The 23,392-nt window shown below is 47.1% G+C and carries 23 protein-coding genes; 8 read left to right on the forward strand and 15 right to left on the reverse strand.

Features of this window, described 5'->3' with window-relative positions; translation table 11 throughout:
- Nucleotides 1-208: 208 nt before the first annotated feature.
- The 3 genes from ACY652_RS09685 to ACY652_RS09695 form a co-directional block, all read right to left on the reverse strand.
- Nucleotides 209-1,009 (reverse strand): helix-turn-helix domain-containing protein, encoded by an 801-nt coding sequence (locus ACY652_RS09685; RefSeq protein WP_462264127.1) that lies wholly within the window; start codon nucleotides 1,007-1,009, stop codon nucleotides 209-211.
- Nucleotides 1,006-2,043, reverse strand: a complete 1,038-nt coding sequence (locus ACY652_RS09690) for an SDR family oxidoreductase (protein ID WP_462264129.1) — start codon at nucleotides 2,041-2,043, stop codon at nucleotides 1,006-1,008. The genes ACY652_RS09685 and ACY652_RS09690 overlap by 4 nt, the downstream gene beginning before the upstream one ends.
- Nucleotides 2,044-2,208: 165 nt before the next feature.
- On the reverse strand, nucleotides 2,209-3,462 hold the full coding sequence (locus ACY652_RS09695; RefSeq protein ID WP_462264131.1) for a PQQ-dependent sugar dehydrogenase: 1,254 nt from the start codon (nucleotides 3,460-3,462) through the stop codon (nucleotides 2,209-2,211).
- 399 nt (nucleotides 3,463-3,861) lie between these two features.
- On the opposite strand from ACY652_RS09695, the gene ACY652_RS09700 reads away from it, so the two are divergent.
- Nucleotides 3,862-4,671, forward strand: a complete 810-nt coding sequence (locus tag ACY652_RS09700) for an SDR family oxidoreductase (protein WP_462264132.1) — start codon at nucleotides 3,862-3,864, stop codon at nucleotides 4,669-4,671.
- A 114-nt stretch (nucleotides 4,672-4,785) separates the two neighbouring features.
- Here the strand turns inward: ACY652_RS09700 and ACY652_RS09705 are convergent, their stop codons facing one another.
- Nucleotides 4,786-5,520, reverse strand: coding sequence for a DUF3891 family protein (locus ACY652_RS09705; RefSeq protein ID WP_462264134.1), 735 nt, complete (start codon nucleotides 5,518-5,520; stop codon nucleotides 4,786-4,788).
- A gap of 73 nt (nucleotides 5,521-5,593) precedes the next feature.
- Nucleotides 5,594-6,496: a prohibitin family protein gene (locus ACY652_RS09710; protein WP_462264136.1), complete on the reverse strand. Its 903-nt coding sequence runs from the start codon at nucleotides 6,494-6,496 to the stop codon at nucleotides 5,594-5,596.
- A gap of 271 nt (nucleotides 6,497-6,767) precedes the next feature.
- Between ACY652_RS09710 and ACY652_RS09715 the strand changes: the two genes are divergently transcribed.
- Nucleotides 6,768-7,214 (forward strand): DUF4920 domain-containing protein, encoded by a 447-nt coding sequence (locus ACY652_RS09715; protein WP_462264138.1) that lies wholly within the window; start codon nucleotides 6,768-6,770, stop codon nucleotides 7,212-7,214.
- Nucleotides 7,215-7,224: 10 nt separating this feature from the next.
- Here the strand turns inward: ACY652_RS09715 and ACY652_RS09720 are convergent, their stop codons facing one another.
- From ACY652_RS09720 to ACY652_RS09750, 7 genes are all read right to left on the reverse strand, one after another.
- A complete protein-coding gene (locus ACY652_RS09720; protein ID WP_462264140.1) occupies nucleotides 7,225-7,749 on the reverse strand; it encodes an N-acetyltransferase family protein in 525 nt (174 codons plus the stop codon).
- 9 nt (nucleotides 7,750-7,758) lie between these two features.
- Nucleotides 7,759-8,910: a hypothetical protein gene (locus ACY652_RS09725; RefSeq protein ID WP_462264142.1), complete on the reverse strand. Its 1,152-nt coding sequence runs from the start codon at nucleotides 8,908-8,910 to the stop codon at nucleotides 7,759-7,761.
- A 183-nt stretch (nucleotides 8,911-9,093) separates the two neighbouring features.
- Nucleotides 9,094-9,885: a diadenylate cyclase CdaA gene (gene cdaA, locus ACY652_RS09730; protein WP_462264144.1), complete on the reverse strand. Its 792-nt coding sequence runs from the start codon at nucleotides 9,883-9,885 to the stop codon at nucleotides 9,094-9,096.
- Nucleotides 9,886-10,106: 221 nt separating this feature from the next.
- Nucleotides 10,107-10,682: a transposase family protein gene (locus ACY652_RS09735; RefSeq protein WP_462264145.1), complete on the reverse strand. Its 576-nt coding sequence runs from the start codon at nucleotides 10,680-10,682 to the stop codon at nucleotides 10,107-10,109.
- A gap of 302 nt (nucleotides 10,683-10,984) precedes the next feature.
- On the reverse strand, nucleotides 10,985-11,350 hold the full coding sequence (locus ACY652_RS09740) for a transposase (RefSeq protein WP_462264147.1): 366 nt from the start codon (nucleotides 11,348-11,350) through the stop codon (nucleotides 10,985-10,987).
- 55 nt (nucleotides 11,351-11,405) lie between these two features.
- Nucleotides 11,406-12,026, reverse strand: coding sequence for a hypothetical protein (locus tag ACY652_RS09745; protein ID WP_462264149.1), 621 nt, complete (start codon nucleotides 12,024-12,026; stop codon nucleotides 11,406-11,408).
- 84 nt (nucleotides 12,027-12,110) lie between these two features.
- A complete protein-coding gene (locus ACY652_RS09750) occupies nucleotides 12,111-13,046 on the reverse strand; it encodes an SPFH domain-containing protein (RefSeq protein ID WP_462264151.1) in 936 nt (311 codons plus the stop codon).
- A gap of 80 nt (nucleotides 13,047-13,126) precedes the next feature.
- On the opposite strand from ACY652_RS09750, the gene ACY652_RS09755 reads away from it, so the two are divergent.
- A complete protein-coding gene (locus ACY652_RS09755) occupies nucleotides 13,127-13,312 on the forward strand; it encodes a hypothetical protein (RefSeq protein ID WP_462264152.1) in 186 nt (61 codons plus the stop codon).
- Nucleotides 13,313-13,373: 61 nt separating this feature from the next.
- Here the strand turns inward: ACY652_RS09755 and ACY652_RS09760 are convergent, their stop codons facing one another.
- Nucleotides 13,374-13,910, reverse strand: a complete 537-nt coding sequence (locus ACY652_RS09760; RefSeq protein ID WP_462264154.1) for a C40 family peptidase — start codon at nucleotides 13,908-13,910, stop codon at nucleotides 13,374-13,376.
- A 455-nt stretch (nucleotides 13,911-14,365) separates the two neighbouring features.
- On the opposite strand from ACY652_RS09760, the gene pdhA reads away from it, so the two are divergent.
- From pdhA to ACY652_RS09775, 3 genes are all read left to right on the forward strand, one after another.
- The gene (gene pdhA, locus ACY652_RS09765; protein WP_462264156.1) at nucleotides 14,366-15,361 is read left to right on the forward strand and encodes a pyruvate dehydrogenase (acetyl-transferring) E1 component subunit alpha; all 996 of its coding nucleotides are present in this window, start codon (nucleotides 14,366-14,368) and stop codon (nucleotides 15,359-15,361) included.
- Between the two features lie 41 nt (nucleotides 15,362-15,402).
- Nucleotides 15,403-17,178 (forward strand): dihydrolipoamide acetyltransferase family protein, encoded by a 1,776-nt coding sequence (locus ACY652_RS09770; protein WP_462264158.1) that lies wholly within the window; start codon nucleotides 15,403-15,405, stop codon nucleotides 17,176-17,178.
- 181 nt (nucleotides 17,179-17,359) lie between these two features.
- Nucleotides 17,360-18,058 carry a uracil-DNA glycosylase family protein gene (locus ACY652_RS09775; protein ID WP_462264159.1) on the forward strand — a complete coding sequence of 233 codons (699 nt, stop codon included), beginning with the start codon at nucleotides 17,360-17,362 and terminating at the stop codon, nucleotides 18,056-18,058.
- A 59-nt stretch (nucleotides 18,059-18,117) separates the two neighbouring features.
- Here the strand turns inward: ACY652_RS09775 and ACY652_RS09780 are convergent, their stop codons facing one another.
- A complete protein-coding gene (locus ACY652_RS09780; RefSeq protein ID WP_462264161.1) occupies nucleotides 18,118-20,088 on the reverse strand; it encodes a vWA domain-containing protein in 1,971 nt (656 codons plus the stop codon).
- Between the two features lie 84 nt (nucleotides 20,089-20,172).
- Between ACY652_RS09780 and ACY652_RS09785 the strand changes: the two genes are divergently transcribed.
- Together ACY652_RS09785 and ACY652_RS09790 are read left to right on the forward strand one after the other, a co-directional pair.
- On the forward strand, nucleotides 20,173-20,745 hold the full coding sequence (locus tag ACY652_RS09785; RefSeq protein ID WP_462264163.1) for an RNA polymerase sigma factor: 573 nt from the start codon (nucleotides 20,173-20,175) through the stop codon (nucleotides 20,743-20,745).
- Entirely contained in the window at nucleotides 20,735-22,003 is a 1,269-nt protein-coding gene (locus ACY652_RS09790; protein WP_462264165.1) for a carboxypeptidase-like regulatory domain-containing protein, read from the forward strand. Before ACY652_RS09785 ends, ACY652_RS09790 begins: the two co-directional genes overlap by 11 nt.
- A 236-nt stretch (nucleotides 22,004-22,239) precedes the next feature.
- On the opposite strand, the gene ACY652_RS09795 is transcribed toward ACY652_RS09790, so the two are convergent.
- Entirely contained in the window at nucleotides 22,240-23,373 is a 1,134-nt protein-coding gene (locus tag ACY652_RS09795; RefSeq protein WP_462264166.1) for a BamA/TamA family outer membrane protein, read from the reverse strand.
- Nucleotides 23,374-23,392 lie beyond the last annotated feature (19 nt).

Raw genomic sequence — 23,392 nt, forward strand, 5'->3', positions numbered from 1 at the left:
TAAATCCATTCAGGCAAAACAATAAAGGCCGCAAACTTTCCAGCCTTTCAGCAAGTTGAGGATATCTTTCCCGTTACAAGGAAAACAGCAGCAGTATGTATCACTTAATAAAATGCTCATCATGGTTACAGCTCTAACCCAGGCATCTATCTGTTTAAAGCTAAACACTAACTACCTGCCGGTAAGCTTTGAAAACCTTAATACCCCTTCAACAACTCTTCTTCTTAAGCGCTAACTCTGTTGGCCGCAGCCCGAATAGTTTTTTGAAAGCGAATGAAAAGTGCGACAAATCTTCAAAGCCTAAATCCAGATAAATTTCTGAAGCCTTCTTGTCTTCTTTTTCCATCAGGAAGTAAGCCTCCTGCAACCGTTTTTGCACCAGCCAGTGATTGGGTGTTTGGTTAAAGATGGCCTTAAAATCTCTTTTAAAAGCTGATAAGCTACGCCCGGTTAGGTAGGCAAATCGCTCAATACGCACATTAAATTTAAAATTGCGGTTCATAAACTCCTCCAGGTTTATTTTTTCCGGCTTCCCATAGTCAAAAAACAGGCCGGCTAACTCAGGCTGATGATGCAGCAAAATAATAAGCAGCTCTTCGTACTTAACATCTTCAAACTTCTTGTCTATTTTTCCTGTGCTATCACTATAAGCCTTTAATGATCGGATAAAATCAGGTATTAAGCCGGTAGGCGCTAATTTTACAAAAGTGTCTGTTGAGTTAAATTCCTCTATTCTTAATTTGTGTTTTTCCTGGAAGTTCCTGAGATATTCTTCTTCAAAACAAAAGAAGATTTTTTCAAATTGTTCATTTCCCTTTGCGCTGCTGTATCTCGCCAGCCGGTTTTTTCTGACAAGGCAGTACTCGCCTGATCTAAAGGTATAGCTTTTGCTGCCATCATAGCAATTGATGGCGCCACCCGTTACATACAAAAAAACATGGTCGGGAATAAACTGCTCCTGCAAAACTTCGGGCTTATGTAAAGAAGGCGTTATTTCAGTTGGGTTCATTTAATAATACCAAGTTGAATCATACTTTCCATTGAAGCCAAAACGGCTTGCTCTTTATTTGCAACCGGTGTCCAGTTCAATATCCTTTTTGCTTTATGGTTACTCACATTACGGTTAATTTTCAACAGAAAAGCTGCTTGTTTTGCCTGGGGGTTGAATAGGGCTGCTATATTAAGTATCCAATACGGTAAAACCCTTAAAGGAACTTTCTCCGCCACGCCGGGCCAATTATTTTTTAGCAAAACTGCAATTTCATGCATAGAAATCTTACCATCTGCCGATGCTATAAAGCGTTGGCCGTTAGCTTCAGGATTTACCATGGCAAGGAGATGCAAACCGGCCACATCCCTTATGTCTACAACATTTAAAGCAATATCAGGAATAATCTTCGTTGAGCCGTTCAGTAAAAATTTCAGAATACCGAGGCTGGGCGATTTGCCGGCGCCTAATGATGGCCCAAAAACAGCAACAGGATTTATAGTGGTCAATTCTAAACCGCCTGCTGTATTATTAATAAAATCCCAGGCTGCACGCTCTGCCAATACCTTTGATTTCTCATAAGGCGACAAGCCTTTTTCATTCGGGTTAGTCCAGTTGTCCTCGGTAGTTTCTGTGTGCGGGTCTTTGTTGCTAAAACCAACAGCACCAAAACTCGAAGTCATTACCATACGTTTTACGTTGGCTTTTTGCGCTGCTTTTAATACACGCAGCACACCGTCTACGGCGGGGCGTATAATTTCATTTTCATCCTTTACCGAATCTGAATGCGTGGGCGAGGCAACATGCAATACATACTGGCAGTTCTTCATCGCTTCATCCCAGTTAGCATCTCTTGTTAAATCTGCTTCAATAAATTTAAGATTGTCAAACGTAGTGATACCACCTGTTTTCAACATATTGATCACTTCGTCTTTCCGGGCCACTGAGCGAAGTGTGGTTTTTACCTGATATCCGCTTTTTAGCAGTTGAAGGATACAATGTGCTCCGATAGCACCTGTTCCGCCTGTAACCAAAACTGTTTGTGAACTTTCCATAATTTGTTCTTTTTTTACAAAATTGCTCACAAAAAGCCGCACTCAAATGGTTGAGAAGTCCAAAATTACTGGCGTTAAAAGTCCAGCTGATTAGCCGGAATATGCAAGTGTACCCTTTTATGTAATGAAGTGGATTCTTCGCTCAGTGGGCTAACCAGCCTGCTTTTATTTTTTGGCTATTTTATATAGCTTACCGCCATCGGTAACTGCATACAGGGCGCCATCCTTTCCCTGCGCCAGCGCCCTGAAACGCTCGCCCTGGTCGGCTAACAAACGTTCTTCGCCCGTTACCTTATTATCTTTGATTATCAGCCGGCAAATATGCGTACCGCTCAGCGAACCTAAAAACAGGTTACCTTTCCATTCGGGTATCACATCACTGTTGTAAAAGGTGATACCCGACGGCGATATTACCGGATCCCAGTAATACAGCGGCTGCTCCATACCATCTTTTTGCTGTATACCTGCACCTACCTTTTGCCCGCTGTACTCAATGCCATAAGTAATTACCGGCCAGCCATAATTCTTGCCGGGTTTAATAATGTTTACTTCATCTCCGCCCCTTGGGCCAAACTCTGCCTCCCATAGCTCGTTGGTGGCCGGGTTCCGGGTCATGCCTTCCGGGTTGCGCAGGCCATAGGCATAAATTTCGGGCCGGGCACCTGCAGTACCGGCAAACGGGCCATCGGCCACCGGCTGCCCATCTTTAGTGATATGCACCACCTTGCCAATAGCGGCGCTTAAATCCTGCGCCTTAACCCGTATGTCATCAGCTCCGCGCTCGCCGGTACTTACAAACAGGTTTCCCTGCGGGTCGAACACAATGCGCGAGCCGTATTGCAGGCCGCCATTGTAGGCCGGTACCGCGCGGTAAATCACCTGTATGTTTTCCAGCTGCGTTTCATCTGCCGATAATTTACCTTTGGCCACAGCCAGCAGCGAACCGCCCGCTACAGCCTCGGCATAATCCCAGTACACCATGCGGTTGGTGTTGAATTGCGGATCAATATTTACATCCAGTAAGCCGCCCTGCCCCTGGTTAACCACCGCGGGCAAGTTGGTAATTTGCTTGCTTACCTTTCCATCAGCAGTTAAAATCAGTATACGGCCGGGCTTTTCCGTAACCATTAAACGCCCGTCGGGCATAGGGCATATCGCCCAGGGCTGGTTTAAGGTGGTACTCAACAGGCTAACCGTTAGCGGCATTTGCGTAGTGGCACCCGGCGCGCGGGTTTGCCCTGCAAAAGCCGGCTTATAATTACTGTTGGGCGGATTGGTTTCCACCGGCGCTCCGCCGGGTACGGCAGCATTGCTGCCTTGCTGCGTTGAAGCCGGCCCGGTAGCACTATTGCGGCAGGCGCCGGCAAAGGCCAGCAACGCAATGGTACCGGCTGCATATATAATTTTAATAACTGACATGATAGCTCTTTTAAAATACTACCCTTCAAAAACTAATTATGTTTTAACCGGCTGTAATACTGTTGGCACCGGTATTTTTGCAACTGCACACCGTAAGGGCGTGAAAGCTTTTTTAAGCTAAGATGACCTGCTTTCTTTTTCCCGGGTATATATCTTATACCTTACCAACCGGCTCTGCAAAACGGTTAACAAAGGTTAACATAAATTGAGTTACTTTTTTTCGGCTTTGGCTGGTATTATCACTACATTCTCTTGTATTCCTGCAATGCTGAAGATCTGTTTTTGAAACTATCTATTTGTGAACGGAGCGGTGATGTCCCTGTAAATTTCACCTTACCAATTGCAGCTAAATTTTTAACTTAGGTGCGATTAATCACTAACAAGCCCTTGTTGAAATAAATGAAAAAAGTAATACTGGTAACCGGCGCCTCCTCTGGCATCGGGTTGGCTTGTGCCAATGCGCTGCAGGCGGCAGGGCATATTGTTTATGGCTCGGCACGCAGCCTTAGCCGCTTAACTTCGGTAAGTTTTAAGCCGATAGAACTGGATGTTACCGATGATGCTTCGGCCAAAGCCGCCGTTGCTAAAATTACAGCAGCCGAAGGCAAACTGGATGTGCTGGTGAACAATGCCGGTAACGGCGTAGCCGGACCGGCCTATGCCATGCCGGTTGATGATGCCAAGAAACAGTTTGAGGTAAACTTTTTTGGCGTGGTACGCATGTGCAGTACTGCACTGCCGGGTATGCTGAAAACCAACAGCGGCATGATCATCAACATCAGTTCGCTGGCCGGTTTGTTCGGCCTGCCCTACCAAAGTATGTACAGCGCCTCAAAATATGCGGTTGAGGGATATTCTGAAAGCCTGCGGATGGAGCTGCGCAAAACCGGGATTAAGGTTGTGGTGATTAACCCCGGCGACTTTAAATCCGACTTTAGCCAGAACCGGCAGAAGATTGACTTTAACCTGCCGCACCCGGAGCTGAAGAATGCCTACGATGTGGCCGTTAACAGTATGGAAAAGGACGAAAGCATTGCGCCCAGCCCCGATATGTTAGCCAAAAAGCTGGTAAGCATTGTAGCCAGCCGTAACCCGGCACATAGTTACCTGGTGGGCCTACTGGGCCAAACCATTGCCCCCAAACTGAAGCGTGTGCTGCCCGGCGGCTTGTTTGAAAAGCTGATGTGCGAGCATTACGGGATAAAGTAAAACTTCTATTTTCCCCTGAGTCATTTCGACCGCAGGGAGAAATCCTCTTGAAGCAACCGGTTTGCAGCAGAAGATTTCTCCCGGCGGTCGAAATGACAGCTTTTTGAGTTCATGTTACACCTTTTTCTTGCATAGCACCCACTTCTTCTCAATTACCGGGGCTGCTAAAAATCGCTTCTTAAACTCATCATTACTTTTAAAAGTGAGCTGGTCAATCAGCCGGGTTTCGAGGCGTATCTCAAACTCCGGTTCTTCAAAGGGCCAGGGCAATACCGTAAGTCTACCACCACTAATTTGCTGCAGGCGGTATTCTTTTTCATCAGGCCCGTTGCTGATTTCAATCATGCGATGCTCAGGCTGCACCTCATGCTGTGCCAGCAGTAAAGAAAAGGCATCGCACCACTCCAGCAAACCATAAATCTGTTCAGCTTCTGCCGGCTTTATGTGAAGTTCCTTTTGCCACTGGTGCTGTAATTTTACTTGTTCGGCCAAAAACGGCTTTACCAGCGGGTTGGTTTCTTTCTCCTTATCATACAAAAACACCATGTGCATAGAGGTAAGCAGGGCAATGTACCGGCTTTTGGATAAGGAAAAATCTGCCAGGCGGCGGCAGTGTTCCGGCTCAAACAGCTTCATGGCAAAGTTTACCGGGCCGCCCTGCGGCGTAAGCAGGTCATCGGCCTCCAGCTCAATCTGGGCATCGTCATGCCCGGCAATAGCTAAAACGGTTTCCGTCCAGCGGGCGGGGCGGCGGCTTTTTTGCCAGTGCATAGCCAGTTGCGCAGCCAGCAGGCCATGCGCCCGTTGGGTAATTACTTCCCATCCCTGCGCGGTATAGTTCACAATCATTGTAAAACTAATTACAAGCAGACACTGCTTTGGTTGCAGTAAAATTTTAAATGAACACCATTTTCAGGCTGTACTACTTATCGCCTAAAATCACCGGCGTTTTACCATTGCCCATAATTATTACTTTGGCATTGTTCGAGGTAGCGATCTCGCGCTGCGCCCTGATGCTTTCGTATTGCAGTTGCTTATCGGTTAAATTAGTAGCGATAATACGCTGGTAATCGGCTATGCCCTGGGCTTCCACACGCTTACGCTCTGCCTCCTGGCGCTCCTTCTGCAATACAAACTGCATTTTTTGCGCCTCCTGCTCAGCATTAATTTTCGACTCGATACTTGCCTTTACCGAAGCCGGCAGGCTGATGTTACGTACCAGTATCTGCTGTACTTCCAGTCCGTTTTTGGCAAAGTTATCGGCAATGGTGCGGTTAATACGGTTTTGAAATTCCTCACGCTTGGTGCTGTACAGGTCTACCGCCTGGTAGTTCACGGCGTTATCGCGTATGGCGGTGCGGGCAATGGGGCGCACAATTTTGCTATTGTAATCTTCACCGATGTTCTGATAAATATAAGGCGCCTTGGAAGGAGTTACTTTATATAGTACTGATAAATCAATGGTAACCTCCAGCCCGTCTGATGATAACACCCTGATGGCATCATCGCCGGCCACATCGCCTTCATTGTGTACGGCGCTCATGGTATAATTCTGCGTTTGTATATTAAAATCAGTTATTTCTACCAGAGGATTGATGATGTGCAGGCCACTGGGCAGTATCTGGTCCTGTACCTTTCCGAACAGGGTTTGTACACCTACATTACCCGGGCTTATGGTGGTAAAGGCAGATAACAGCAGGCCCAGTACAAACACGGCAATTCCCACCGTAGTAATGGTACGGCCGAAGCGGCTGGCCGCACCCGGCGAATTTTTAACAACAATACCTGCAACAAGGAGTATAACTCCAACAACGGCAATAAACATAATTTGAGGTTAGCTTTTAGCAATGCAAAGTACATAATCGGCCGGAGATATACACATTATATGTCCATCATTGTACTGCCGGGTAATTTTTGCTGCCACAAGTATAAAACCTGTGGCTATGATGATGCAGTACATGATGCACTACGGCTGCCAAATTACCGGGAAACCGTATTTTTTTTAATTCTCAAACCGGTAATCAGCCACCCCTGCTTTTATAAACGCAAACCAACCGTTAAAGCCGGTGTTGTAAAAGCAGTTTAATAAAATTAATATGAGAGCTTTGCTCATTTGCCTGCTTTGCTGCCCACTGCTACTAACCGCCCAAAAACGCACCCCGCTGCCTCATGGTATGGTATTTGGCGCCGCGCCTGACCGTGTAAATATGCACAAGGCCGAAGACCTGGAAACCTTTATGGGAAAGCGCACACGTACTTCGGCTGCCGTGATAGGGCGGGTGATACGGGTAACCAAGCCCAAAGGGGGCTGGTTTGAAATGTCTGCCGGCAACGGCAAAATCATACAGGTACATTTTCAGGATTATAAGACCAGCCTGCCGGCAGATCTGAAAGGCCGCGAAGTGATTATTGCAGGCGTAGCCTCCAAGCAGTTTGTGGCTGATGATAAGCAATCTTTTGCCGGTGGCTCACCCGCCAACCAGCCCAGGGGGATTACCGGAGGATTAGAGTTTGAAGCTACCGGTTTATATGTAAATAGATAATGTTTTATGGTTATTTGGAGCGGTTGGCGTTTTGATGATAAAAATCCTTACGCATCACATAATCATTCATCCAGTAAGGGCCGATGGGGATATCCTCTTCGTAAGCAACACTGAAACCCATCCGCTCATAAAAAGATTTAGCCGGGTTGTGCCTATTGACGTTCAAATACAGGGCATAACTGCCTGCTAACTGCGCACGTGCGGCTACTTCATCAATCAGCGCCCTGCCATAGCCTTTGCCCTGGATTTGCGGCAGGCAATAGAGTTTATGCAATTTGTAAGCGTCCGCCTCTTCGTGATAAGGCCCGTATGCAGCAAAGGCAACGGCTTGTTCACTCTCCTTCAGTAACAGGTAGGTTTGACTGCCGGTAGCTAACTGATGCCCGATTTGTTCTGCTGAATACAAGGTATCCAGCATGTACCTGATCTGCTCTTCTGCCAGTATCGGCGAATAGGTTGGCCACCATACCTGTTCGGCTAAGGCAATTAGGGTACCGGTATCAGCGGGGGTTGCTTGTTGGATGGTAAACATCATCAGTTCGATTCAGGAGTTTACTTTGTAGTAGTCTCTAACTTCTTCTATGAACCAACGCACCACTTCAAAAAATGCACTTAATACGCCCGGAGCATCGAAAACTTCTACCTTAATATTAGGCCTTTGCTCTGCATTGCCAAAATTTGCATTTAATGTGCTGTTTAATTTATCCTGGAGTTGATTGCGTTTCTCTATGTCATCAAATGGCTTTCTTGATTTCAAGTACTGAAATTGAATCTCTATAGTACTTGAGCCACTATATACATAAATGGCAAAAAGCTGGAACGTTATTCCATTAACGAATAATTTAGGTGTAAATGAAGCCGTCTTACTACCTGTTCCCCAAGAAATAGAGTCAAAAATATTTACACTTTCCTTATATATTCTTTCATAAAGCTGATAATGCATACTATCCCTTTGCTTTACATACTCAAAAAACCTTTCTTCATCCCATCGTTCTCCGCCTGTAGCCCTTGCTGTTTTTTGGCTTTGTGCTTTGGTAGTAGCCCCTATTACCCGAGGTACCAGTGTTTTTACATTGGGCCCGGTAAACTGCTTTATTTCTACACCCAGAATAGTGCAGGTGTTCATCTGCTCATTCAGAAACTCAATGATCCGCTTCATTTCGCGGGGTATTACATCAGCAACTAAAAGCAATCTTATCTTTCCGGCTTTTAAATTGGTACTTACTACTTCCCAATAGTTTGCGACCGCTGCTTGGTCGCCTTGCAATAGTTCCAGCAACACCTCATTTGCATCTTTATTTTTTTGCTGGCAGGTTTGCTCAAACTGGTTCTTTATTTCATCAACCGACCAATAGCTTACCGCGTTAGCAGCATAATCAAGTATCTGTCCTATTACCTCGCGCCTTATGCGGGTATCCGTACTGCGCTTTACTTCTATTAAGGTAGGAATACCGTCCTGATCAATAAACAAGTGATCCAGGCTCCATCTTCCAGCAGCGTTTTCACCATCGGTAACGCCCATTTCCCGGCACACCAATACCCACCGGCGCGGATTGTCTTGATCAATCTGGTCTCCCGAAATCAGATTCGGATAATCTTCAAGCAGCGTTTGCAATTCATCTTCAGTGAGGTACTGCGCTTCTGCCATTTCTACCAGTTGCTTATCCTCCTTCAAAAGGAATATTGTTTCTTTCATAATTTCTAAAAAATTTATGTATAAAGCTAACCCAATTGTCATTGCGAGGTACGAAGCAATCCCATCGCAAGCAGGGCGAATAAGCACAGCTACGGGATTGCTTCGTACCTCGCAATGACAATTGGTGCTTGTACGCTGTTCTACAAATATATCTAACGGTTAATTTTATACCTAAATGCCTTTCTAAAAATCTTTATTCAGCAGTTTCTCCAGTTCTGCAAAGCTGATGTTCATTTTTACCTTGCCCTGCTTGGCGTATGATATTTCGCCGGTTTCTTCAGATACAATTAAGGCAGTGGCATCGTTGTTCTCGGTTACCCCGATGCCCGCCCGGTGACGAAGGCCGAATTGCGAGGGCAGATTCGTATTTTCGGTAAGCGGCAGTATACAACTGGCTGATTTGATTTTATTGCCGGAAATTACCACGGCCCCATCATGCAGCGGGCTGGTCTTCTGAAATATGCTTTCCAGCAACCGCCTCGATATCTTAGCTTCCATTACCTCGCAGCTGTTCTGGTAAAACTGCTCGTCATAATCCTTTACAAAAACAATCAAAGCGCCGGTACGGCTTTGTTTCATGGTTTTGCAGGCATCAATAATGGGCTTGATACGGGTATAATTATCTTTTTCCACCTCGTTTTTGCCCAGCAGGTAACGCCACCAGGCCCGGTTGCGCTGCAGCGAGGCGTTACGCCCTACCAGCAATAGAAAACGGCGTATTTCGGGCTGAAAAACTACAATAATGGCAATAATGCCTACATCCACAAACTTACCCAGTATCAGGGTAAGCAGTTTCATGTGCAGGGCATCCACCACGTAATAGAGCAGAAAGATGATGGCCAGCCCGATAAATATGTTGGCCGCTATGGTGCCCCTGATGAGGTTATACAACTGGTACAGCAATAGCGCCACCAGCATAATATCCAGAATACTGAAAAAATCAAGCTTCAGAAAGTTCAAGTCGAGCCCATGCATAGGTAACGAAGTTAGGGAATCTTACGGGATATGTATTGAGATTTACTCCGCAGTTAGCTTTAAAGCTATAAAAAGCCACCAATTAACAGCGGCTTTTTATATCAGGCCAGGTACACATCAAACAATAATATAGTGTACATTTTAAAGTACTTTAAGCCTAAACAAATAATAAGTGGTTTTCACCTTGCTTTTGAACCTGCTGATATAGAAGCTGTTTAGTATTATTTATGTTGATAGATTTTGCGGATAAAGATGATGCTGAAGGCGAGCAGGTGCAGTGTAATCCAGGTGTACGTTTGTGTTTCAAAGCGAACCAGCAGTGCCTTAAAGCTATCTATCCAGGCATTGGCTCTTTCAATAACGTTTCGTCTTTTGTATAAGACTTCGTCGAAATAAGTGTCGTTATCGTTCATCTGCTGTTCACTTTTTTTGTTCCCGGCAATATTGGCCTGTATATCTCTTCGTTCGCAATCTGCCCGGAGTGCTTTGCAGTCAAAGCCGGCATCAGCGTTTAAAAACATTACTTCAGTAGGTATGCCTGCCTGTATAAGGATATTAAGCAGCCCTGCAAACAGGGTTTGTAACTCATACACATCAATGATGGTTACCCGCCTGCGGTTCAGCGCAGGCCAGCATAACGCCTTGATGGTCTGCCAAAAACAACTGGTCTTGGCTGCCTTTATACCCTGATAGCCTACGGCAGCACCACCGTTCTTAGCTGGCGTATGGCTGCCGTCTAACTGCACACAAGACAAATCCAGGTGTTTGTGATTGGCCCCAAGCAAGGTCGTCCACATCCTGGCAAAGGAGCCGTCTTTTGCCCAGCGTAGAAAGTGATAATCGGGGAGGGCTAACCACTCTGCCTCTTTTTCCTTTGCTTAAATGCGGAACTATCCAGCGCTCTATCTTATCTTTGCTCACAAAGGCTTCCATCAGAAAATTTAAGTCGTTTTTGCTTCATAACTCAAATTTTTTACTTTTTTGGAAGTCCTTATCCTTTTATCTCATAATCCTAAACAGCTTCACTGTCAACTTTTTGCTGTATTGCAGCTGCACTCCAAAGTTCAGCCGGCTGGTTATGCTGCTATCAAAACTGATACTACTGATACTGCTGATTGTTACCATTCTGCGCTCCCGATTTTTTAAAAGCGTTCATCAGCCAATCTCTACGGCTTTCCTGCTGGTTGCTGTTAATCAAGGCAAGTAATTCTTTAGCTGTGTAAGATTTAAAATCCCGCAATAGCTCTTTAGTTTTATTTTGAGTAGAGCGAAAAATTAAATGCACATGGCTGGGCATCACACACCAGGCAAATATTTCCATGCCTTTGTTTGCCGAGCAATAGTTTAAGTTTTTGACCAGACACTCAAAATAAAGCTGCCTTACAAATACATCAATCCAATGTATAACCGCAAAGCTTACAAAGTATAATCCCTCAGTTTTGTGAAACTTATAATTTCTGCTCATAGGTGCTGGTTACTGGGATAGCCACAAGCGGGACGCTTGCGGCAGCATAAAATCATCAGTTCATAAAAGTGCTTTCTATAAATGATAATAGTGATACGTTTGCTTTATCATAGCTTGCATACAAGCAAGCCCTTGCGGTTTTGTAACCCCAAATGTTTGACTTGGATGTTAATTCACTGATTTCTTTTGTCAACTTCTTATCTAACTCAGACCTATCATCAAAAATTTGTACGTAATAGCTTACTAAACCGTTCCATTCACTTTTAGCAAATATTCCATATGAAAAGTTTCCTCCAACACTGCCTATCCCAACACCTATATCTGTACCAAAGCCAGCTTGATATGAAGCGATACCTATTTTAATTGTTATCTTCCCTTTAGCGGAAGGTTTGTAATAGTCACTTTCATTTAAAGTGGTTATTTTGCACGATGGGTAGGCATCTTGAATAAATTTAGCTAATGACTTTTCAACATCATTGCTTTCACATTCAATCTTGCTCTTAGGTGGAATTATTCGTCCATCAAAAATTACAAGATTGACTTCTTGATTCTCTAAAAATCCTACCCTTGCTTTAACTGAATGATTTTCCGGACACCAAACATAAAGCTTTTGAGCATGCGCGATGTTAAACGATAAGATAGCTAAAAATTGTAGTATAAGATATTTGTTTATCATGAATTCTATTCATTTAATAATCATATTGTTTAAAGGCAGTTAACTTTTTCATGCAGCTACTTTAAGTATTGCTGTATATTAATATCAATCTTCATTCCCATCCACCTGCAACTTATTCAATGCCATCATCTCCCGTAAATTTTTCTGCATGGCATCACTGGAACCATCTAAAAAGATCACATTGCCTTTGGAGTTTTCGGAGAAATGCTTGATGGCTTCCGTCCACATGGTGAACAGGATGACGGAGGTGTCCATATTGGCCTGGTGCATTTCTTTGGCGGCTACCGTCATACCCTTGGCCACTTCCTCGCGGAATAAGGCCACACCCTGCCCGCGCAGCTGGGCCGCCTGCCGGTCGGCCTCGGCAGATATCTTGATGGCGTTACCCTCGGCTTCGGCTGCCTTGGTTTTGGTGATCAGCAGTGCCTGACCTTCGTTTTCGGCAGCGGCCTTCAGGTTGTTGGAGGCTACCACCTGGCTCATGGAGCGCATAATCACTTCGTCAAAAGTAATATCGTTCAGCTGCAGATCCTGCAGGTGGTAACCCCAGTTTTCCAGTATCTGGTCTATCTGCTCCTTTACATGTTCTACAATATCGCGGCGTAAGATCAGCACATCGCTCTGTCGTTTGGTGGCCACAAAGGCGCGGATGGAGCCCTCTACCGTGCGCACCAGCGCCTGCATCAGGTTGCGCTCGTCTACAAACTTAAAGGCCACCGCCTTAATGGTTTCTTCTTCCTGGTTCAGCACCGAATACAGCAGCATGGCCTTAAAGTATACATTGGCCTGATCCACCGTTACGGCCTGAAACTCCAGCTCCACCGAGCGGTTCTGAATAGAGATGCGGGTGTACAGTTGTTCCACCAGCGGTATCTTCAGGTTTAAGCCCGGCGTAAGTATGCGGCGGTATTTGCCAAAAACGGTTATTACGCCAATGGTGCCTTGTTGTATGGTAACAAACGAGGCAAATAATATAACGATGGCTAAAAAAAGTACAACGGAACCTAAAACGCTAAGCATGATTTTGTGTTATAAAGCGAATAAATATAGAAATATATTCACATCAACCACATATACTGCTCATTTAAAATCTTACACTTATGAACATGAAACGTACTTTTGGCGGTATCCTTACCGTATTGGGCATTATCGGACTGATTTATGCCGGTGTGCAGGTAATCCAGCACCGGAGTCCGGCTACTACCTTAATTGTAGTCGGGCTGATTTCTGTCCTGTTTTTCTTTTCGGGCATTGGCCTGGTGAAAAACACCAAGGACGAGATGTAATAAAAAAGCCCTGCCGGACACCGGCAGGGCTTAGTATTGAAGTGTATATTTAAGAGGTTGCTTATTGATTATCAGATAGTAAGCGACCACCTTTATAGTAGTAGCGGGTCCAGTAAGGGTCGGCCAGGTAACTGATCATTACCCCTTTACTTGATGAGGCATGGGCAAACTTGCCGTTGCCGATGTATACCCCCACATGGGTAATGGCACGGCTGTGGATTTTAAAGAATACCAGATCGCCTTCCTTTAATTCTTCCTTATTTACCGGGCTCGACTGGCTGAAGATATTGCGGCTGTTACTGCCGATAGCCGTGTTAAATACCTTATTATAAAGCTGATAAGCAAAGCCGGAGCAGTCAATGCCATGCTTGTTATCGCCGCCTAAATGGTAAGGGGTGCCAATCCAGTCATATACGAATTGGAAAAGTTTTACGTTTGAGGTGGTAGAAACCGCCACACCCATAATCTGCGAAAAATAATCTTTGGCTAAATTCTCTTGGTCTTCTTGTTCGGGAGCTGAGTTTGGAACACTTTTTGATTGTGCTTGCAACCCTATAACACTCATCATCAGGGCAATAGAAAGGATAAATTTCTTCATCAAATAGCTTTATTTCAGGTTTTACTTTAATGGTTGTTCATTAATCTGGACGCTGTGTCTATTGAACAATACAAAGCTATGCGTTATTTTCAAAAAACCAAATTTGAAAGAAAGTATTTTTTAAATTAATTTCAATGCTCTTTTGGTTAATGGCTATAGCTTTAGGTTAACCCTTCTTGATGTGCAGTTAACAGCGGCGTTGTATACGAAAGCCATGCAGTAAAGGTTACAGGTTGCAACCTTAAAGGGTATAATTCCTCAGCAGCGTTACTTTTTGCTGCTTATACTGCGGATAAAAAGCCATAAACTGCCAATAAAGTTGTTAAACGGCAATAAACCGCATGTGGAACAACCACCAAATATAATTTTGCAACAAACGTACAGGTTTTTCCTTTTTTACGAGGATATAATTAGATTTGCGCATTCTGAAATTTTAGAAACAGGTTGTTTGACAAATGAGTTCAATCGAAATTACTAAAGATACCTACCTGAAGTGGTATGAATCAATGCTGCTGATGCGCAGGTTTGAAGAAAAAGCAGGTCAGCTGTACGGGCAGCAAAAAATCAGAGGTTTTTGCCACTTATATATAGGTCAGGAGGCCGTAATGGCCGGCGCGATGTCGGTACTGCGCCACGAGGACAGCATGATTACCGCTTACCGCGATCATGCCCACGCCTTAGCCAAAGGTACCCATCCCAATGCCGTAATGGCCGAACTGTATGGCAAGGCCACCGGCTGCTCAAAAGGCAAAGGCGGCTCTATGCACATGTTTGATAAAGAGAACAAGTTCTTTGGCGGCCACGGCATTGTAGGCGGCCAGGTACCACTGGGTGCAGGCATTGCCTTCGCCGAAAAATTTAACGGTACTGATAACGTATGCGTAGCCTATATGGGCGACGGCGCCGTGCGCCAGGGCGCCTTGGGCGAAACCTTTAACATGGCTGCCCTGTGGAAACTGCCGGTTATCTTCGTTTGCGAAAACAACGGTTACGCCATGGGTACCTCGGTAGCCCGTTCTACCGCCGATACCGACATTTATAAATTAGGTATTCCTTATGGTATTCCGTCTTCGCCGGTTGACGGTATGGACCCGGTAGCTGTGCACAACGCGATGGACGAAGCCGTAGAGCGCGCCCGTAAAGGCGACGGCCCTACCTTCCTTGAAATACGCACTTACCGCTTTAAAGGCCACTCCATGAGCGACCCGCAAAAGTATCGTACCAAAGAGGAACTGGAAAGCTACAAGCTTAAAGACCCGATTGAGATTACCAAGCAGGCCATTATACAAGAGGGTTATGCCGATGATAAATGGTTTGAGGAGATTGCCGCCAAGGTAAAGGCTGAGGTAGAAGAATCTGTAAAGTTCTCTGAAGAGTCGCCATGGCCTGATCCTTCCGAGCTGTATACTGATGTATATGTGGAAAGCAATTATCCGTTCATCAGGGACTAACCTATTATTAACATAAATTAAACTATTCATCAATACCCTATATGGCTGAAGTAGTTAAGATGCCAAAAATGAGCGATACCATGACCGAAGGGGTCATCGCGAAGTGGCATAAAAAGGTAGGCGATAAGGTGCAATCCGGCGACGTACTGGCCGAGATTGAAACCGATAAAGCCACTATGGATTTTGAATCGTACCAGGATGGTGTTTTATTATACGTGGGTGTTGAGGAAGGAAATTCCGTACCGGTAGATGCGGTGATTGCCGTATTGGGCCAGGAAGGGGAGGATTATAAGGCGGCTTTGGGCGCAGGCGGCGGCGAAACTGCCCCTAAAGCGGAAGCCGAAGCGCCAAAGGAAGAAAAACCTGCCGCTGCCGAAACTCAGCCTGCTGCCGAGCCAGCCAAACCCGCCGCTCCGGCAAAACCCGCGGTTGACCCGGCCAGCATCCCGGCGGTGGTGATCCGTATGCCGTTGCTGAGCGATACCATGACCGAGGGCACCATTAATAAATGGAATTTTAAGGTAGGGGATAAGATCAAATCTGATGATTCGCTGGCCGATGTAGATACCGACAAGGCTACCATGGAAGTGGTAGGCTACGAAGAAGGTACCTTATTATACATCGGTGTAAAGGAAGGCGAAGCCGCCAAGGTAAATGATATTATTGCCATTGTAGGTAAGGAAGGTACCGATATTACCCCATTGCTGGATGGCGGTTCGGCCCCTGCTGCCGAAGCTGCTTCTGCACCTGCCGAGGGCGCACAGGAAGAAGCGCCTGCTGAACAAGAGCAAGCCTCCTCTGCTGACGACAGCCGTGTAAAGGCATCACCGCTGGCCCGTAAGATAGCCAAAGAAAAAGGCATCAACCTGAATGATGTAAAAGGCTCTGCCGAAGGCGGCCGCATCATTAAAAAGGATATTGAAGAATATAAGCCGGGTGCACGTGCGGCCGGTGCAACCCAGGGTGCCGGTACCGGCGCTACGCCAAATGTAGACGGCCAGAAAGCCGCCCCTGCACAGCAACCGCTTGCGGCTTCGCTGGAGCAGATACAGCAGGAAGAATCGGCCAGCGCAAAAGCCAAAGAAGGTGCCGCCAAATCGGGCCCTACGGTTTCTGTACCTGCCTTTACAGGTCAGGAGAAATTTACCGAAAAGCCGGTAACCCAGATGCGCAAGGTAATTGCCAAGCGCCTAAGCGAAAGCCTGTTCACCGCCCCTCATTTCTACCTAACCATGTCGATAGATATGGATGCGGCCATCAATGCCCGCGGTAAGATGAACGAGGTAGCCCCGGTTAAGATTTCGTTTAACGATTTTGTAGTGAAAGCCTGTGCCGTAGCCTTAAAACAGCACCCGGCCATCAACTCCTCATGGTTGGGCGATAAGATACGTTACAACGAGCATGTAAATGTAGGCGTAGCCGTAGCGGTAGACGAAGGCCTGCTGGTACCGGTAGTGCGTTTTGCCGACGGCAAATCGTTAAGCCAGATCTCGGTAGAAGTAAAGGAATTTGCCAAAAAAGCCAAAGAGAAAAAGCTGCAGCCAAGCGACTGGGAAGGTTCCACCTTTACCATCTCTAACCTGGGCATGTTTGGCATCGAAGAATTTACCGCCATCATCAACTCACCTGATTCCTGCATCCTGGCCGTAAGCGGCATACAGCAGGTACCGGTAGTAAAGAACGGTGCGGTAGTACCCGGCAACGTAATGAAGGTAACCCTCAGCTGCGACCACCGCGTGGTGGACGGCGCAACAGGCGCCGCTTTCCTGCAAACGCTGAAAGCGCTGTTGGAAGAGCCGGTAAGATTGTTGATATAACAAGTTTGTATTTACCATATGAAGCCCTGCACCACAAATGCAGGGCTTTATCATTAATATACCTACGCACATCAAACAGTCATTTCGACCGTAGGGAGAAATCTTCTGCCGCAGACGGGCTACCTGAAGAAGATTTCTCCCTGCGGTCGAAATGACTAACGCATTTAGGAGTAATAACACAATGACCTTTGCCCAAAAAGTTATCCGCTTCAACCAAAACCTGCACTGGACGGGCGGCCCGCTCCCACCCGGCATCCGCGTGCTCAATCCCTTTCAGGAATCACCGGAGGCCAAACGCTGTTCACAGGAATTTTACCGTAAATATTATGAAGACAATCAAAAGCGCCACATCATCTTAGGCATCAATCCAGGCCGGTTTGGCGGCGGCTTAACCGGCATCCCCTTTACCGACCCCAAGCGCCTGCGTACCGAATGTGGCATCCATTATCATGGGAAGGACACACACGAAACCTCATCGGTATTTGTATACGAAGCCATTAACGCCTTTGGCGGCCCACAGGCCTTTTACAAAAAGTTCTATATCAACTCTGTGTGTCCATTGGGTTTTACTGCGGTGGATGATAAAGGGAGGGAGAAGAACTACAATTATTATGACAGCAAGGCGCTTACCGAAGCTGCCTATCAGTTCAGCGTAGAAAGCCTGCAAAAGCAAATTGGCTTTGGTATCCACACTGGTGTAGCTTTCTGCTTCGGCACTGGTAAAAACGAAAAGTTTCTGCGGCAATTGAACGATAAATATCATTTCTTTGACCGCATTGTGGCATTAGAACATCCGCGCTACATCATGCAGTATAAAACAGCCAGTAAAGAAGATTATATTGATAAGTATTGGGAGGCGTTTGATGAGGCTTCGCTGTAAACAATAAGGGTTGTATATACGGGCACTAAACCGGCCTGTACATACAACCCTTATCTTGTTTACCGGCTAACTGCCAGTTCATTTTTACCCAGCAGTTTTGCGCTTTCTATTAAGCGGATAAACTCCGAGCGGTACCCATCCTCATCATTGCCTTTAGCGCCTTTGGCCAGGGTGATGGCCTGCTCAAAGGTAGATTTTTGCTTGTAGGGCGATTGCCGCAGCAGCATACCCGCCTCAGCTACGGCGGCGGCAAACCTGAAATCGGCGCTGGTTTGGGCGATGGCTGCCGGTGCATCATACACCACCTGCTGGCTCAGTTTGCTCAGCATAGATTCCGGCTGCTTGTAGCGGAATTTGATAGTCAGCAACTCATTGGTAGGCATTACATAACCCGGCAGTATCTGGCTCATGATCTGATACTTCAACGGGTCTACCGTTGGGGCAAACGGATCGCGGGCACCAGCGGGGATAATCTCATAAAAGGCGGTAACCGTATGCCCGGCGCCCATATCGCCTGCATCCTTTACATCATTATTAAAATCCTCTTTGTTCAGTAAACGGTCTTCATAACCCAGCAGGCGGTAGGCCGTTACCTTAGCCGGGTTAAACTCCACCTGCAGCTTTACATCCTTAGCCACCATAAACAGGGTACTGCCAAACTCGGTTACCAGCTTATTTTTGGCCTCCTGCATATTATCAATATAGGCATAGTTGCCGTTGCCTTTATCGGCCAGCGTTTCCATCTTACTGTCCTTATAGTTACCCATGCCAAACCCCAATACCGAAAGGTGGATGTTGCTTTGCCGCTCGCGCTCAATCAAGTGCTCCATATCGTCGTCACTGGAAGCGCCCACGTTAAAATCGCCGTCGGTAGAAAGCACCACGCGGTTGTTGCCGCCTGTAACAAAGTTCTGCCGGGCAATGCGGTAGGCCAGTTTAATGCCCTCGCCGCCGGCGGTGGAGCCGCCTGTGTTCATACTCTCAATGGCTTGCAGTATTTTAGTTTTTTCGTTGCCCGGTGTGGCCGGCAGTACCAGCCCGGCGCTGCCGGCATATACCACAATGGCTACCTTATCCTGCGGGCGCAACTGATCAACCAGCAGGCGCATGGCGGCCTTTACCAGCGGCAGCTTGTTGGGTTCATTCATCGAGCCGGATACATCAATGAGGAAAACCAGATTTGATGCCGGCAGGTTATGGGTATCCATACTGCGGGCCTTTAAACCAATGCGCAGCAGCCGGTGCTCCGGGTTCCAGGGCGCTACCGAAAGCTCGGTATGTATGGCCACCGGTTCGCCGTTGGTGGGGGCAGGCAGGTTGTATTTAAAGTAATTGATCATCTCCTCAATACGCACAGCATCGGCTGGCGGCAGTTCGCCGTTGTTAATAAAGCGCCGCACATTACTGTAGGCCGCCGCATCCACATCTACCGAAAAGGTAGACAGCGGATTGGCCTCCGCGTTCTGAAAGGTATTATCAGCAAGGCCTTTATAAGATTCGGTATTGGGTTGCGGGTAGGGGGCGGGTGCCATGTAGCCATAAACACTTCTCTGCACCTGTGCACCTGCAGCCCTGCCTTGCAAACCTGCTGGAGGAGCATATCTGCTTAATACCTCCTGTGCAGGTACGGCTAAAGGTTTTGCCGTAGCTACGTTTACAGACGCAACCGCACTTGTTACTGATTTTTTAGCCTGTGCGGTATAACCGGTAACCACTACTTCATTTAAGGAACGTGAATCGGCAACCATATAAATATTCAACTGGTTAGCTTTATTCAGTTTTATGGTTTGAGTAGTATAGCCGATGTATCGCACCAATAACTGCCGTACTGTATCGGGAACAGTGATTTGATAATGGCCGCCCATGTTGCTGGCTGTGCCAATAGTTGTCCCTGCGGCCTTAATGCTTACACCACTTAGGGGCAACTTACCTTGCTTGTCATATACGGTGCCGCTAATGGTACGTGTAGTAGTTTGTGCTGTAGCACCGATGCCGGTAACCAGCATAAGAAATAGAATGAGCTGTTTCATAATCTGCGTGTTTTATACCCTGAGGATGCAGCTATCAACCGATTTCCATAAACCGGATAAAAAAATTAATTTAACGCCGTATACATGGGGTTATTCAGCAGTAAAATACAGCCGGTTGCGGCTACCGATGAGGAGTTGGTGCAGCAGTACCGCCAAAACGGCGATTTAGCTGTACTGGGCAGGTTGTATGCGCCTTATATGCCCTTGGTGTACGGCGTAGCGCTCAAGTATTTGCAGGATGAGGAGCAAAGTAAGGATGCCGTAATGCAGATATTCGAGGAGCTGATCAGTAAGGCCCGGCAGCACGAGGTAAAGCAGTTCAGGAGCTGGCTGTATGTGCTGGCGCGCAATTATTGCCTCATGCAACTACGCAGCAGCAAAAAAATGCCGATGGTTAATTTAGAGGAGGTTATGGAATTTAACCCCTTTGTGCATCCTGAAGATGAAAACGGCGAAGCAGGGCTGCAGTTGCTGGAACATTGTTTGCAAACATTAGCCGAAGCCCAGCAGCAGAGCGTACAACTGTTTTATTATCAGCAGAAATGTTATAAGGATATTGCCGGGATAACCGGCTACAGCATAAACGAGGTGAAAAGTTATATCCAGAACGGGAAACGGAATTTAAAAATTTGCATGGAACGCGGCCGTGAGCAGTAACAAGACCGACATATCGCAGCTAAGGCAGTACCTGAACGGGGAACTGGATGCCCGTGCCATGCACGAACTGGAAAGACGTGCGCAGGACGATCCGTTTCTGATGGATGCCCTGGAAGGTTACGAGTCTACAGGCGTAAGGCCCGGCCAGCCCGATGCGGAACTGCACCAGCGCCTGCAGCAACGGATCAACCAACCGGTACGCAAACTGATACCCTGGGCGGGTATTTCTATTGCTGCCTCGGTATTGCTGGCGGGCAGTATCGGGCTGTGGCTCTATCTGGCGCAGCAAAAACCGGCGGTTAACCAGGTTGCGGCAGCGCCCGCAGCGGTAATTGCGCCTAATGAGCCTGCCGTACCAGCAGCAACCCAGCCGCCTGCGCTGCCGAGAAAGTTAAGGGATGAACAGGTAGCAGTTGTGCTCACCCGTAAGCCGGTACAAAGGCAGGCAGGTACACCATACCCGGTGCAGGCAAGCGCACCGGCGCCGGCTGCCGATGTACTGAAGCAGGTGCCCGATAGCAGGTTCGGTTATACCGCTCCGGCCGACACGGTGCCGCAATATGCTGCGGAAGGGTATTATAAGCCGCAAAAAATGGTCATTTTAGGCGATAATAAGAAAATTTCTACCATAAAGCCGGGCAGCCGGCCGGAATTGATGAACCAGCAACTGGCCGGCCGGGCGGATGGTGTGAACATGGAGTTAGCGCCCGGTCAGTCGCATGAAATTACAGGGCAGTTAATTGATGATGCCGGGCGGCCTTTGCCCGGTGCGCTCGTAAGCGTGAAAGGGGTAGGAGCAAAAGCCCTTACCGACCAGAACGGCAACTTTAAAATTAAGGCAGAGGGCAGCGATATGCTGCAACTCTCTTACATGGGTTACCAAAGCAGGGAAGTAAAGGCCACCGCAGGAGATAGCATGAAACTGGCCCTGCAGCCGGCTCAAAATTTGCTTGGCGAAGTGGCTGTTGCCCGTGCGGCACCGGCAGTACAGGTGAAAAAGGGAGCTGCACCTTCCATAGGTATTAAAGCCTATCAGCAGTTTTTAAACAGTTTTACGGCTCCTGGTCATCAAACCGGTATCATCCGGCTCGAACTCACCATAGGTGCCAACGGCAACTTAAGCAATTTTAAATTGCTGCAAGGGCTTACCCAAAATGCCGATCAGGCGGCTATCGCCTATGTAAAGCAAGGCCCCGCCTGGCAGGGAAACCCTAATGGAAAGCCGGAAACGGTAGTGATACAGTTGAATATTCAGTAGCAGCGTTTATATTGTAAGGTTTACTTCAAAGGATATTAAAAAATTAATAACGCGTTATTGCTGTAAGGAAGCCCCACCCAACCCTCCCCCGACAGGGAGGGCTACAAAATAAGCAAATCGAAAGTCTCCCCTGTCGGAGAAGATTTAGAGGGGGCCGATGCTTCGTTCCTCGCAATGACACGTTTTTTATATTTTTTTAAAAACGCGTTTTCAGACAACTTCCTACAAAGGTATTTTTAAAACGCTTCGCCTAAAGCCAGATAAAGGCCGCTTTGGCGCTTTTCGCCGGAGCGTTTCTCGCCTATGCCATAATCAAGGCGCATGGTTAAGCCCTTCTCCACATCAAAAAAGTAGCGTATACCACCACCATAGTCAGGCTTTAGGTCACTGATGCTGATACCATTGTGGTATACCTTACCGGCGCCGGCAAATCCGTTGATGCCAATGCGGTCGCTCAGCCGGAAACGCAGCTCCGCCTGTCCGGCAATCAGGTTGCGGTCGCGGAAGCGGCCATTATAGTAGCCGCGCATCATTTCATCATTTCCCAGCGAGGGTAACAAATAAAATGGCGATTGCCCGCCCACCAGGTTCTGGCTCTGAATATCGGTACCCAATGTTAAACGCCGGGCAAGTTTAAAAAACTGCGTGTACTCCATATTCAAGAAACCGCCTTTGTAACCATTGTTATTAAAAACGCCATGCATCAGGTTCAGATACGCGCTCAGGTAAATGCCTTTGGTGGTATAGGTGTTGTTATTACGGCTGTCAAAACTAAAGCTTGGCCCCGCATACAGGATGCTGCCGCCATTGCGGTCTTCAACCAGCGGGCTGGTTTCAAAAATGCCGCCCTGCAGGCGGTCGTGGTAATTGTAATTGTAGCCCCCGGCGGTAAGGCCTGCGTAAATATACCGGCTCAGGCGCTTTTCGCCGGTAAAGGTTACGCGCAGGCGTTTCTCGGCAATCGGGTCTTTATCGGCTTCGCGGGTATTGTTGCCTACGCCAAAAAAGTTGTAGGGAAAATTGGTGTAGTTAATGGCAGCCGTGTAATGATAGGTGTTGCCCGGCAGCCAGCGGCTGGTGCTCAGGCTCAGGCGCTGCTGGCTTTTGGTGGTAAAGGTGGCATAGGCAAAAACGTTGGATACCCGCGTGCCCTGATGCAAAGTATCGGTATAAAACGAATACAGTGCCGAGGCGCCGATTTCCAGCCCGGTTTCCGGCGCCGAAGCCACTACCGGCAGCAAAAAGAAACTGCTGTGCCTGGTGCTGTCTTTCTCGAACAGCATCTTGCGCACAAATTTCGGGATGAACTTAGGCTGCGCCTGCAAAGTGGCTGAACTTATAAAGAGCAGTAAGGTTAATAGTTTCTTCATGCAATAATTTTCCGGCAGG

Origin of the sequence: Mucilaginibacter sp., assembly GCF_965200995.1 — a bacterium.
GTDB lineage: Bacteria > Bacteroidota > Bacteroidia > Sphingobacteriales > Sphingobacteriaceae > Mucilaginibacter.